The sequence below is a fragment of the Kocuria sp. CPCC 204721 genome (genome assembly GCF_040980945.1).
Lineage (GTDB): Bacteria > Actinomycetota > Actinomycetes > Actinomycetales > Micrococcaceae > Kocuria > Kocuria marina.
Genome location: NZ_JAVKPO010000003.1, coordinates 102,145 through 115,155, shown reverse-complemented (window position 1 = coordinate 115,155; position 13,011 = coordinate 102,145). Strand labels below are relative to the sequence as shown.

Annotated in this window: 11 protein-coding genes; 7 read left to right on the top strand and 4 right to left on the bottom strand. The window is 69.6% G+C overall.

The window, feature by feature from the left end; genetic code table 11:
• Window positions 1–28: 28 nt before the first annotated feature.
• Entirely contained in the window at window positions 29–1,267 is a 1,239-nt protein-coding gene (locus RF637_RS04545; protein ID WP_368844252.1) for a hypothetical protein, read from the bottom strand.
• A 147-nt stretch (window positions 1,268–1,414) separates the two neighbouring features.
• Here RF637_RS04545 and RF637_RS04540 point away from each other — a divergent pair, with 147 nt between their 5' ends.
• Complete coding sequence (locus tag RF637_RS04540; RefSeq protein WP_368844251.1) at window positions 1,415–2,698, top strand: MFS transporter; 1,284 nt, start codon at window positions 1,415–1,417, stop codon at window positions 2,696–2,698.
• A gap of 184 nt (window positions 2,699–2,882) precedes the next feature.
• Window positions 2,883–4,340, top strand: a complete 1,458-nt coding sequence (locus RF637_RS04535; RefSeq protein ID WP_167317903.1) for a benzaldehyde dehydrogenase — start codon at window positions 2,883–2,885, stop codon at window positions 4,338–4,340.
• Between the two features lie 160 nt (window positions 4,341–4,500).
• Here the strand turns inward: RF637_RS04535 and RF637_RS04530 are convergent, their stop codons facing one another.
• From RF637_RS04530 to RF637_RS04520, 3 genes are read right to left on the bottom strand one after another with little or no spacing between them, the layout of a single operon-like run.
• On the bottom strand, window positions 4,501–6,006 hold the full coding sequence (locus RF637_RS04530; RefSeq protein ID WP_368844250.1) for a tripartite tricarboxylate transporter permease: 1,506 nt from the start codon (window positions 6,004–6,006) through the stop codon (window positions 4,501–4,503).
• Window positions 6,007–6,657, bottom strand: coding sequence for a tripartite tricarboxylate transporter TctB family protein (locus RF637_RS04525; protein WP_368844249.1), 651 nt, complete (start codon window positions 6,655–6,657; stop codon window positions 6,007–6,009).
• Window positions 6,654–7,655 carry a tripartite tricarboxylate transporter substrate binding protein gene (locus RF637_RS04520; RefSeq protein WP_368844248.1) on the bottom strand — a complete coding sequence of 334 codons (1,002 nt, stop codon included), beginning with the start codon at window positions 7,653–7,655 and terminating at the stop codon, window positions 6,654–6,656. Before RF637_RS04520 ends, RF637_RS04525 begins: the two co-directional genes overlap by 4 nt.
• 209 nt (window positions 7,656–7,864) lie before the next feature.
• Here RF637_RS04520 and RF637_RS04515 point away from each other — a divergent pair, with 209 nt between their 5' ends.
• From RF637_RS04515 to RF637_RS04495, 5 genes are all read left to right on the top strand, one after another.
• Window positions 7,865–8,221, top strand: coding sequence for a universal stress protein (locus RF637_RS04515; protein ID WP_368844247.1), 357 nt, complete (start codon window positions 7,865–7,867; stop codon window positions 8,219–8,221).
• A 224-nt stretch (window positions 8,222–8,445) separates the two neighbouring features.
• Window positions 8,446–9,768 (top strand): MATE family efflux transporter, encoded by a 1,323-nt coding sequence (locus RF637_RS04510; protein WP_368844312.1) that lies wholly within the window; start codon window positions 8,446–8,448, stop codon window positions 9,766–9,768.
• Window positions 9,769–9,887: 119 nt separating this feature from the next.
• Window positions 9,888–10,883: a universal stress protein gene (locus RF637_RS04505; RefSeq protein WP_035960940.1), complete on the top strand. Its 996-nt coding sequence runs from the start codon at window positions 9,888–9,890 to the stop codon at window positions 10,881–10,883.
• 53 nt (window positions 10,884–10,936) lie between these two features.
• The gene (locus RF637_RS04500) at window positions 10,937–11,827 is read left to right on the top strand and encodes a universal stress protein (RefSeq protein ID WP_144931928.1); all 891 of its coding nucleotides are present in this window, start codon (window positions 10,937–10,939) and stop codon (window positions 11,825–11,827) included.
• Between the two features lie 138 nt (window positions 11,828–11,965).
• The gene (locus RF637_RS04495; protein ID WP_368844246.1) at window positions 11,966–12,955 is read left to right on the top strand and encodes a YgcG family protein; all 990 of its coding nucleotides are present in this window, start codon (window positions 11,966–11,968) and stop codon (window positions 12,953–12,955) included.
• The last annotated feature ends 56 nt before the right edge of the window (window positions 12,956–13,011 follow it).

Genomic DNA, 13,011 nt, shown 5'->3' with positions numbered 1-13,011 from the left:
AGAAGCTCCCCGTGGCGGTCGTTGAGCGTTAGGAGTCGTCCCCGCGCCTCGTGAGCCGGTTTTTGGCGTACCCCCACAGCGAGGGCGCCTCCTCGGGCTGCCGGGCCTCCGCATTGCGCAACCGGTCCTCCCGCTTGTCGCGGTGGCGTTGCATGTGGTCCTCGTAGCGCTTCTGGTTGAGCCGCTGCTGTTCCTGCTCCGCGGCCTCCCCCTGCGGATTCGTCTTATAGCCGTCCCGCGGGTCGGTGCGCTGCGAATCACGTACCACCCGGGGGGCGGTGGCGTGCGTGTCCGCCCGTTCGGCCTCGACCACGCGCGGGAGCCTCCGCCGGATCGCCTCGCGCTCCGCCCGCTCCGCCAACCGTCGCTGCGACGCACTCATCCGGCGGGGCTCGGTGTACCGGTCGCGGATCTTCTCGATCACGGGCAGCTCGTCGGTGGTCTCGTACGGCTCCTCCGGGTCGTCGACCTCGTACGACGACGGCGCCGCTCGCTCCCGTACGTGCGGCGCCGCGGCGTCGTCGTCCGTGACGTAGGAGACCCGGGTGACGGGGTGGTGTGCGGTGTCCTGGTCCCGCAGCGGGGTGACACGCGGGACGGAACCGGTGTCGACTTCCCGCGGCGCCTGCCACGGCGTGTCCGCGAAGACGCGGTGGCTGCGCCAACCCCGGAAGAGTTTCCAGCCGAGGTAGAGCACGCCCAGCAGCAGGACGGCGGCGGGTTCGGCGTAGCCCGTGGAGTAATAGATCGAGGCCGCGATGAGCGCCACGATCCCCGCCCCCAGGGGCACGAGGGCCGCGGGCGACTGAACGGGCAGTAAACCCAGGAGATCACGGGTGTAGCGGCTGTCGTGACGACGACCGTGCACCGTGTGGGCCCGGATCTTCACGCCCGGGGGAGTGTGCTCCGAGAGTCGGTGCGTGGTGACCGGGGGATCCTCCGGGTCCTCGGGCTCGAGCACCACGGTGCGGGCGCGCCCGGCGGCCAACGCCGCCCTATTGGTCGCCAGAAAGCCGGCGAGCAGTAGATACACGCCCATGGTCAGAAGCACGTAGGGCAGCATTACCGCCACGACCAGGGCGATCACCCGCCAGACCCAGGCCACGTCCCCGGCCGGAAAGTTCTCGAAACGGAAGGGTCCGTGGGTTACCCACAGGAGAAGCGCCCCGAGGATCACGGCTCCCACCCCGTTGCGCACGGCGTGCACGCGCAACCGCGGCCAACCGCGGGCCGACCGCGCGGCCCGGCGCTGTTCGCGTGTGCGCATAAGGACTCCTGTGATCCCGGGGAAAAGGGTGCTCCCAGGGTATGTGGTGCGGGGGACACGCACGAGGACTCAGGGGTGGGGCGCACGGGCCGTACTTGCATCGTGACGGGTGAGGTGCACACCCCCACCTGCCCCTAGGATCGACCCGTGGCCCGTTTCCTGCTCGACATCGCCCCCGTGCGGGACATCCCCGCCTTCCGGCGACTGTGGATCGGGTCCACGCTGTCGATGCTCGGAAGCCAGTTCACTGTGATCGCGATCAGCCTGGAAGTGTTCGAGCTGACCGGATCCACGTTCGCCGTGGGGATGGTGGGCTTCTTCGCGCTCGTGCCCCTGATCATCGCAGGTCTCTACGGGGGCAGCATCGGGGACGCCACCGACCGGCGTTCGGCGGGCCTGTGGACCACGTTCGGCCTGTTCATCATGACCGTGGCGTTGGCCGCGCACGCGTGGCTGGACATTGCGAGCGTCGCGGTGCTCTACGGCATCGTGGCCCTGCACTCCTTCGCGCAGGGACTGAACCAGCCCGTGCGCGGTGCGATCGTCCCGCGCCTGGTCCCCATGCGACAACTGCCCGCCGCCAACGCCCTGTTCCAACTGACCATGGGCTCGTGCCTCATGGTGGGCCCGCTGCTGGGCGCGCTCACGGTGGCCGGACTGGGTTTCCGGTGGGCCTACACGGTGGACGCCCTGAGCTTCGCCGTGAGCCTGTGGGCCATGTACAAACTGCCACCCCTGCCGCCCATCCCCGGGGAGGACGGCGCCACGAGCAAGGCCGGTTTCCGCTCCGTCGTGGAGGGGTTCCGGTTCCTGGCCACCCGCCCCAACCTGCGCATGACGTTCCTGCTGGACCTGGCCGCCATGATCTTCGCGATGCCCCGCGCGCTGTTCCCCGTGCTCGGGGCGTCCGTGCTGGGCGGGGACCAGTTCACGGTGGGGCTGCTCACCGCGGCGCTCGCGGCGGGATCCGTCCTCGCGGGAGTCTTCTCGGGAACATTCATTCGCATCAATCACCACGGTCGCGGGTGTGCCGCCGCCGTGGCCGCGTGGGCCGTGTGCATCATGGCGTTCGGTGCGGTGATCCTGGTGGCCTCCGGCGGCTGGGGGCGGGACACCGCGTGGCCCCTCGTCATGTCCTGCCTGGTGCTCGTGGCCGCGGGGGTCATGGACTCGGTGTCCATGCTGTTCCGCACCACCATCCTGCAGGCGGCCACCCCCGACTCGCTGCGCGGCAGGCTCCAGGGCATCTTCATCGTGGTGGTTGCGGGCGGCCCTCGCCTGGGCGACGCCGCGATGGGCACCGGCGGCCAGTGGCTCGGTCCAGGGTTCGCCGCCCTGGTGGGTGCCGTGATCTGCTTCCTGCTCGTGCTGCTGCTCATGCGGATGTTCCCCGGGTTCATGCGCTACGACGCCCGCGACCCGCAACCCTGACCGCCTGCGCCTTCCTCGACGGGGCTCGTCTTCGGGGACGACGACGCCGCTCGCGCACCCTCGGGTCGCCCGCTCACTCCCATGCCGTTCGCGGGCCGCGGATATCACCCGGCCCCGTGGTCTGGATGGGGCCGGCTCCCGCACAATGGAGATCGATCACGTGGCACACCAGGAGGTAAGGGACATGGCGATTCTCGAGGACGGCCGATGGGACGGGAAGATCTTCGACGGGGAGTGGACGGAGGGTTCCGGTGAGCCCATCACGGTGCTGAACCCGGCCTCGGAAGCGGTCCTGGGTCACGTGGGTGCGGCCACGCCGGAGGACGTGTACCGGGCGGCGTCCGCGGCGTCGTCGGCCCAGCAGTCCTGGGCAGCGCTCAAGCCCACCGAGCGCGCGGCCGTGCTGCGCCGGGCGGGGCAGTTGTTCGAGGAGCACGCTGACGAGGTCGTGGACTGGGTCGTGCGCGAGACCGGCGCCATCCAGCCCAAGGCCGGGATGGAGGCCCACGTGGCCGCGCAGGAATGCTTCGAGGCGTCCGCGCTGCCCACGCACGCGAAGGGCCAGGTGCTGGCTTCGGACGACCCGCACTGGTCGCTCGCGCGGCGTCTGCCCGCCGGGGTGGTGTCGGTGATCTCCCCGTTCAACTTCCCCCTGATCCTCTCGATCCGTTCCGTGGCACCCGCGCTCGCGCTCGGTAATGCGGTGCTGCTCAAGCCGGACCCGCGCACGCCCGTGACCGGCGGAGTGCTGATCGCACGCATCTTCGAGGAGGCCGGGCTTCCCGAGGGCGTGCTGCACGTGCTGCCCGGCGGCGGGGACGCCGGTGCGGCCGCCGTGGACGCACCCGAGGTCCGGATCGTGTCCTTCACGGGTTCCACCGAGGCGGGGCGGCACGTGGGCGCGGCCGGTGCCCAGCATCTCAAGCGCACGCACCTGGAGCTCGGTGGCAACAACGCGATGATCGTGCTGCCCTCCGCGGACCTGGACCTGGCCGCGAGCGTGGGTGCCATGGGGACCTTCTTCCACCAGGGTCAGGTGTGCATGACCACGGGACGGCACATCGTGCACCGGGACGTCTACGAGGAATACGTCCAGCGACTCGCGGACAAGGCGGACGCCCTCGTGGTGGGCGACCCCTCCGAGGGGCAGGTCCACCTGGGCCCGATCATCGACGAGAAGCAGCTGAAGTCCGTGGACTCCAAGGTCCAGGAATCGGTGATCGCCGGCGCCACGATCCGGGCGGGTGCCACCCACGACGGGTTGTTCTATCGCCCCACGGTGCTGACTGATCTCTCCCCTGAGATGCCGGCGTGGAACCAGGAGATCTTCGGCCCGGTGGCACCCGTAATCGCGGTGTCCTCCGTGGACGAGGCCGTGGCGCTGGCCAACGCCTCCGAGTACGCGCTGTCCCTGTCGATCCTAGGCGAGGTGGGGGAGGCCATGAAGGTCGCGGACCGCGTCACGGCCGGGAAGATCCACATCAACGAGATGACCGTGATGGACGAGGCCACCGCCCCCATGGGTGGGATGAAGGCCTCCGGCACGGGCGTGCACTTCGGTGGGGCGGACGCCAACGTCGAGGCGTTCACCGAGCTGCAATGGGTCACCCTCAGCCCGGACATCCCGCAGTACCCATTCTGATCGGGCAATCCCGCCCGGCCCCGAGGACCGCGACGGCGTGTGATTTTGCTGAGCTAAAGCAGCGAACCACCCTCTGAGAGGGGGTTTGCGTGCTTTAGCTCAGCAAAATCAGTGCACCCGCACGTGGGAGAGGGCGGGGTTTGCCCGGAGACGAGTCGGCTCAGACGTCCCTGCGGGTGCGGCTCGTGACTCTGCTGCGCAGTGTCAGGAGCAGGATGATCACCAGGACCCCGTAGAGCACGAGCACGATCGGACCGCTCACCAGGACCGAGGCGTCACCGTCCGCGCTGATCAGGGCGTCCCGCAGGCTCGTCTCCGCGAGCGGACCCAGGACCACCCCGATGATCAGCGGCGCGAGCGGGTAATCATGCATACGCATCAAGAAGCCGACGAGTCCCACGCCCAGGAGCATGAGCAGGTCGAAGGCGGAGCCGGACGTCGCGTAGATGCCCAGGCCGCAGAACACCGTGATGCCCGCGTACAGGTACGGGCGCGGGATGAGCAGTAGCTTGGCCCACACCATCGCGAACGGCAGGTTGATGATCAGCAGCACGATCATCGCGATGAAGAAGCTGGCCAACAGCGCCCACACGAGATCAGGGGCGCGCTCGAACAGCAGCGGTCCCGGTTGCAGCCCGTACTGCCGGAACGCGGCGAGCATGATGGCGGCGGTCGCGGAGATGGGCAGGCCCAGCGCGAGCAGCGCACCCATGGCCATACCGGTGGTGGCGTTGCCCGCGGCCTCGGGTGCGGCAAGACCTCGAATGGCGCCCTTGCCGAATTGCGGGTCGCGACGACGCCGATCCAGCTTGCGTTCTGCGCCGAATGCCAGGAACGTGGGGATCTCCGCGCCGCCGGCCGGGACCACGCCGAACGGCAAGCCGATGGCCGTGCCGCGCAACCATGCCGGGGTGGCCTCCCGCAGTTCCTTGCGGCTCAACCAGGGCCGCCCCTGGGCCTTCAGCATCCTTCCCTGGCTCTGGAACCGGGCGGTCGTGGCGAAATAGATCACCTCGCCCAGCGCGAGCACCGCCACCGTGACGGTCACCAGGGAGATCCCGTCGAAGAGGTAGGGGGAGTTCATGGTGAACCGCGGGATGCCGGTCACGGAGTCGATACCCACCACGGCGATCCCCAGTCCCAGGGCGAGGGACAGCAAACCCTTGACCGCGGAGTCCGTCACCACGGAGGACGTGGCCACGAACGCGAACAGGGCCAGGGCGAAGAACTCCGCCGGACCGAACTGGGTGGAGAACTCGGCCAGGAAGGGTGCGAAGAACACGACCACCACGGACGCCACGAAACCACCGATGAACGCTCCGATGGCCGCCGTGGCGAGCGCTTGTGGGGCTCTGCCGGTGAGCGCCATCTTGTGGCCCTCGAACGTGGACGCGATGGCCGAGGCCTGCCCCGGGGTGTTCATGAGGATGCCCATGGTGGAATCCCCGAACAGCCCGCCGAAATACACGCCGGAGAACATGATGAACGCCGCGGTGGGATCCAGGGCGAACGTCACGGGCAGCAGCAGCGCCACGGCCATGGAGGACCCCAGGCCGGGCATGACACCCACGGCGGTGCCCAGGAAGCATCCGAGCACCACCCAGAAGAGGTTCTGCAGGGTGAGCGCCCCGGCGAAACCGTCCAGCAACAGCGAGAGGGTCTCCATCTAGAACCCACCCCCCAGGAGGCCGGAGGGCAGGGACAGCCCCAGGGCCATGTCGAAGGCGATGTACGCGAGGGAACTCACGGTCAGCCCCACGACCAGTGAGAACAGCGGGCGGGTGGAGCCGAAGCCGCGGGCCACGCACCAGAACAGTACGGCGGCGCCGATGATCCACCCCAGGAACTCGAGCAGTAGTGCAAACACCAGGAAACCGCCCACCACCCAGGCGAAGGACCGCCACGAGAATTGGGGCGTGGCGGGCTCGTAGGCACCTACGAACTCGTAGCCGGCATCGTCCGCCGAGGGTGCGGCGTCGTCATCGGCGGGGGAGGTGTGCGCGGTGCTGCCCGTCGACGTCGTCGGGTGGCCTCCAGGGGAACGGTCCGCGGACCGGCGGCGCAGGATCGAGAGCACCTCCACGATCACCAGGGCGTAGATCACGGCCGTCACCACGGCCGGGAAGAACCGGGGCCCGGGGAAGTCCACCGACTCCGGGACGGACATGCTGAGCATGCTCACCAGCAGGTACGTCGCGAAAGCCGCGAGCACCAAGGGCATGGTCAGCTCGGACAGCAGCGACCGGTGCGCGGAGGGCGGCGCCTCGTGCGGGGATGGTGCGGACGCCGGGGTCGACCCGGTCACCTGTGATGTCACAGTCCCAACTCCTTGTAGAGGCCCTGGATGCGGGTCTTCTCGTCCGCGAGGAAACGGGTGAGCTCCTCGCCCGTGATCACGTTCTCGTTCCAGTTGAAGCGTTCGATGGCCTCCCGCCACTGCGGTGTGGCGATCGTTTCCCGCACAATGGTCTCGAGCTCGGTCTTCTCCTCCGGCGTGATCCCACCCGGTGCCACGAGCAAGCGCCAGTTGGCCAGGGTGACGTCGAAGCCCTGCTCCACGGTCGTGGGGATCTCCACCCCGGGCACGGGTCCGCGGGCCACGATGCCCAGGGCCCGCAACCGCCCGGACTCGATCTGGTCGATGGAATCCGGGTACCCGCTGGCCGCGGCGGCCGCCGTGCCGTTGAGCAGGGCCTGGGTAGATTCACCGCCGCCGTCCGAGGACACGTAGATCATGTCCTTGGGTGCCAACCCGGCACTGATCGCCATCTCGGTCACGACCAGCTGGTCGAAGGAACCGCCTCCGGTCCACGGGACCTTGCCGGGGGTCTTGGCCCACGCCGTCATGAGTTCCTTCAGAGACGTGTACGGGGAATCGCCGGGGACCACGATCACGTCGTACTCCTCCACCACCACGGCCAGGGGATTCACGTCCGCGTAGGTGGTGGCGGAATCGTACTGGATGGTGGCCGCCAACTGACCCGTGCCACCCACCATGAGGTTGTTGGCCTTGCCAGAGAGGATCTCCAGGTTCCCGAGCGCGATGGTCCCGCCGGCACCCGGGATGTTCACCACCTGGGTGTTGTTCACGATGCCGTTGGCCCGTTGGGCCTGCTGCATCTCCCGGGCCACGGTGTCCCACCCGCCGCCCGCGGCCGCCGGGGCGATAATGGTCAGCGACGAACGGAGGTCGTTGCCGCCGGAGGCCGATGCGATGGACCCCGCCGTCGCGGTTCCGATGGCCCCCAGGGCCACGAGTCCCCCGAGACCGTAGGTCAGGAACGTGCGGCGGTCGGGGGAGTGGGTGGAGCTCATGGATTCTCCCGGGATTCGCGGTAAGGAGGATTCCCGCCGCCCACGGGGCCGCGAGAAGTGTGACTTAGGATACACATACCCCCACGTGGGAGGCGGTACCGACGCGGACCCCGGGATTCACCGGGCCGGCACCGGTTCACCGCCCGGGGGCGATCTCGCCCCGCCCCGGAACCTGCCCCCAGATGGATCGCGCACAGAGAAGAGGACCCATGGCCATCATCCTTGCCGCCGCCGAGACTCCGGCCGGTCACGCCGCCCGCGACTTCGCCGTCCAGGAAGCCCGGCGTCGCGACACGGACCTCGTGGTATTCCCCGTGGACGGGAACGAGCCGGATCTGTCCGCGATCCCGTACGAGCGCGTGAGCGTGGAGCATGCCGCCGCCCGCAGCCGCAATGCCGTGGGGGATCTGGTGGACGCCACCAACAGCGCGGAGATCGACGCCGTGGTGGTGGGGGTCCGACGGCGGTCCCCCGCGGGCAAGATCTTCCTGGGTTCTTCCGCGCAGCAGATCATCCTGGAATCCGCCGTCCCCGTGATCGCGGTGAAACCCGCCCCGGGACGCTGACCCTGCCCGCCTCGGCGGGTGACTGATCCCCTTACCCTGGTGCGGTGCCTTCCTTCCGCTCACGCCCGAACTCCCGCGCGCCCCAAAACGCCCGCCCCCCGGAGCCCAGTCCCGGAGGTCTCCACCGCGGGGGCCCCGCAGCTTCCGAGGAGCCCGTGACGCCCGAGGGCCCGGCAACGCCGTCGGATCCTGGGACCCCGTCCAAGACCGCGGGCGGGAAGAGCCTGAACCGCCAGATCCTCGCGCTCGCCGTCCCGGCGTTCGGAGCGCTGATCGCGGAGCCGCTGTTCCTGCTCGCTGACTCGGCGATCATCGGCCACCTGGGCACGGCGCAGCTCGCGGGGGTAGGGATCGCCGCGACGGTGGTGCAGACGGTCGTGGGACTCATGGTCTTCCTGGCCTACAGCACCACCCCCGCGGTGGCCCGGCACGTGGGTGGTGGCAGACTCGCCGATGCCCTGCGCGTGGGTCGGGACGGACTGTGGACCGCCGCGGGTCTCGGGGTGCTGCTCGCCGCGGTGGGTGTTGTGGCCGTTCGTCCCCTGCTGCGCGCCCTGGGTGCGGAGGGCGAAGTGCTGGAGCACGCGACGTCGTACGCGTTGTGGTCCCTGCCCGGACTCGTGGCCATGCTGATCGTGCTGGCCGCCGTGGGTGTGCTGCGAGGTCTGCAGGACACGACCACCCCGCTCGTGATCGCGGGCGTGGGCGCCGCCGTGAACGCGGGGCTGAACGTGGCGCTCGTGTACGGCGCGCAGCTGGGCGTCGCGGGCGCGGCGATCGGCACGAGCATCACGCAGTGGGCCATGGCTGTGACGTACCTGATCATGCTCACTCGGCAGTTCCGACGGCGCGGCGTGAGCCTCGCGACGTCCTGGGCCGGGGTGCGCACGCACCTCACGGTGGGGACATGGCTCATGCTGCGCACCCTGTCCCTGCGCGCCGCGATCCTGGTGACCGTGGTGGTGGCCACGGCGCAGGGGGCCGAGAACCTCGCGGCCTACCAACTGACCATGACGATCTTCAACTTCCTGGCCTTCGCACTGGACGCCCTGGCCATCGCCGCCCAGGCACTGCTGGGCAAGGAACTCGGCGCGAGGGACCTGCAACGGCGCGAGGAACGTGAACATGTCCGGCGGCTCATGCATCGGCTGATCCGCTGGGGTCTGGGCTTCGGCGTGGTCACGGGCGTGATCGTGGGTCTGCTCGGACCGCACCTGGGCTTCCTCTTCACCCCGTCGCGGGACGTCCAGGTGATCTTCGGGGTCGCGTTGATCGTCGTGGCCGTGGGTCAGCCCCTCGCGGCATTCGTGTTCGTGCTCGACGGCGTGCTGATCGGCGCCGGCGACGCTCGCTATCTCGCCCTGGCCGGGGTCATCAACCTGGTCGTGTATGCGCCCCTGCTGTGGCTCGTTCTCGAACGGGGCGGGAGTGACACTGCGGGAGCGGCGTGGTTGTGGCTCGCGTACGCGGGCGGGTACATGGGCGCCCGTGCCGTGACCCTGGGTCTGCGCATCCGCGGGGACCGGTGGATGTTCGCGATGGCGTGAGCGGCCCGCGGAGCCGGCCCGGCGAGAGGAGCGCGAGGACGCTCCGTGCGGCGTCGTCACGGGCCGGAAATCGCGTGGTGGACCGCGCCGTTGCAGGGCGCGGAGACTATTCTGGAGGTATGAACAATGACGTTCTGAACACCTCGTCCAACGCTCCCGTCCTGGTGGGCATCGATGGTTCCGAGATCGCGCTGCGCGCCCTCGACCGTGCCCTCGCGGAGGCCACCGCCCGCAAGGCCCCCGTGCGCCTGTTGTGCGCGTTCCCCGTCGCGGTCGTGGGGGATCCCGGCCTGGAACAGCGCTTCCACGACGCCGTGAAGGCGGAGAGCGAATCCCATCTCGAGGCCGCCGAGGAGTACGCCCGCTCCCACGCCCCTGACGTCGAGATCCGCAAGGTCCTGGGCGAGGGCGACGCCGCTCGGGCCGTCCTGCACGCCGCCAAGGATGCCTGCTTGGTCGTCATGGGCAAGCGCGGCAAGGGCGGTGCCCTGCGGGGTCGGCTGGGTTCGGTCTCCGCGGCCGTGGCGGCCCACAGCCCCGTGCCCGTGATCGTGGTCCCGCCCGGAACCCACGAGGACGACTCGGACGCCGAGCTCGCCCGCGAGGAGGCCCGGGACGGCAAGGACGTGCGCGTCTCGGATGACGAGGCCCAGGGCGGAACCCGCACCCCGGCCTCCGAGATGGACTTCTCCGGCTCCGTGGTCGTGGGCGTGGACGGCGCGGGGGAGAAGAACCCCGCGGTCGCGCACGCGATCCAGTACGCCCTGTCCCACGACGCGACCCTGAGCCTGGTCTCCGTGAACGGCGCCCTGTCCGGGACCCCGGAGTGGTTCCAGGACCAGTACAACCAGACCTACTACTTCCAGGAATCGCTCGAACGGCTCTCAGAACTGGCGCGCACCATTGCAGAGCGGGAACCCCGGTTGCGGGTCACGCAGCACGCGTTCCTGGGCCGCCCCGGCCGGGTGCTCGTGCAGGCCACCCGGACCGCGGACCTCGTGGTCGTGGGCTCCCGCGGGATCGGCGGGTTCACGGGTCTGCTGCTCGGATCCGTGTCCCAGGCCGTGCTGAGCTCCGCTGCCGGGCCCGTGATGGTGGTCCCCAGCGGCCGCTGAGCCCCGATCCGCATTCCCCCTCGAAATACAGTTAAGAAACTAGGTGCAGACAGATGACACAGAACATCGTGGTGGCGTACGACGGTTCCGATCACAGTGAGCGGGCCCTGGACTGGGCGATCCTCGAGGCCCAGAAGCGGCAGGAGCCGTTGAAGATCGTGCTCTCCATGGGCCGCCAGACCGGCCTGGACCAGTCCATCTATGGAGCCTTCGCGGATGCGCTGCACCAGGAGTCGGAGCGGCTGGCCACGCGCGCCGTGGAGAAGGCCAAGGCGGGCGGCGTCACCGGGCAGGGCATCATCGAGCGCGGCGACGCCGCCGGCGTGATCGTCTACGAGGCCCAGGACGCCTCCGTGGTGGTCCTCGGCAAGCGCGGGCACCACGGGGTGCGCGGGCGCGTGGGTTCGGTCTCCGCCGCGGTGGCCGCCCACTCCGCCGCGCCCGTGGTGATCCTCCCGGAGGAGTGGCGCCCTGACGAACGTGAGACCCGGCCCGAGGGTGAGAGCTTCGAGGGTCGCGTGGTCGTGGGCGTGGACAAGCTCGGCGCCAAGAATGAGGCGGTCCCGCAGGCCGCCCGGTACGCCGCGGATCACGGGCTGCGGCTCGCGATCGTGAGCGTGGTCCCCACCACGAGCTACCTGCCCATGAACTCCGCCGAGCTGGATCGCGCCGTGCAGGAACAGCTCATGGCCCCGGCCAAGGAGCTCACCGATTCCGTGGCCGAGGAACTGCGCAAGGACTTCCCGGACCTGGAGATCGAGACCCGCGTGCTGGAGGGCCGCCCCGCGGACGCGCTCGTGGACGCCTCCCGCACCGCCGAGCTGCTCGTCATGGGCACCCGCGGGTACGGCGGGTTCCGCGGTCTGCTCATGGGTTCGGTGTCCCAGGCCGCCCTCGCGGACGCCGAGTGCCCCGTGATGGTGGTCCCCACCGCGCGCCGCTGAGTCGGGCGCTCTCGAAACCCACTGGGTCTCGAGAGCAACGCGCCGTCGGGACCGCCGGGCCGCGCGGCGTCATCGTACCCGCACCCTGGCCTACGAGAACCTGTGCCGGCCAGCATGTGACGAAACCCGGGAGGACCCGTGGACACCGAAACGCTCAGGATGGCGCCCCTGCGGCGCATCATCACGACCGGCGCGCTGGGGGCGGTGCTCGTCACCGGAGTCGCCGCTCCGGCCCACGCCCTGGACGTGCCACCCCGCCCCACCGAGGGTGCGGTGCAGGACCAGGCGGACCTGCTGACCCCGGACCAGGAAGCACAACTGAATCGGTTGATCGGGGAGAAGAACTCCGAGAACGAGTACATCCGGGCGGCCGTGCTCACGGTGGACGAGACCCAGGGCGAAAGCATCGAGGACTACTCCCGCAAGGTGGCCACGGACTGGGGTGTGGGGGACGACGGCCGCAACAACGGGGTGCTCGTGGTCGCGGACATGGGCGAACGTGAGCTGCGCATCGAGGTGGCGGACGGGGCCCGCGAGGTGCTCTCGGACAGGGACGCCCGGAACATCATGCAGGACGAGCTGGAACCGGGGTTCAAGAAGGAGGACTACGCGGGAGCGTTCACGAACACCATCACCGAGGTCTACGACGAGGCGAATCCGCAAGCGGCCGCTGATCGGGAGGCCACGAGCAACATGTGGGCCCGTGTGCTCCTGGGGGTCGTGGGCGTGGCGGTCCTGGTGGGCCTGCTGAGTTGGTGGCGCCATCACCGGCAGCGCAAGCAGATCCGAGAGCAGGCGGACCGCGAGATCGAACAGTTCCAGCGGGAGCATCCGGACGAGGAGATCACGGACGGGATGCGCCAGGCGTACTACAAGTACCGCTACCAGAATCGCAAAGCCCCCGGTCTCAACGACAAACCCAACAGGGCCAAGGATGCGGACGGCATCGAGCACGAGATCCAGTACGCGCCCACGTTCCGCTCGTGGCTACCGCTCTACGTGATGTACCCGGCGGTGTACAACGGTTCGGCGGCATCTTCGGCGGGGTCGTCGTTCGGGAGCTCGTCCCCCTCGTCCTTCGGCGGGGGTGGCGGGTTCACCGGCGGGGGTTCATCAGGGAGTTTCTGACCAGGGACGTTCCGGGAACGTGTCTTCGACACTCCGAGCGGCCGCCGCGGGACGAA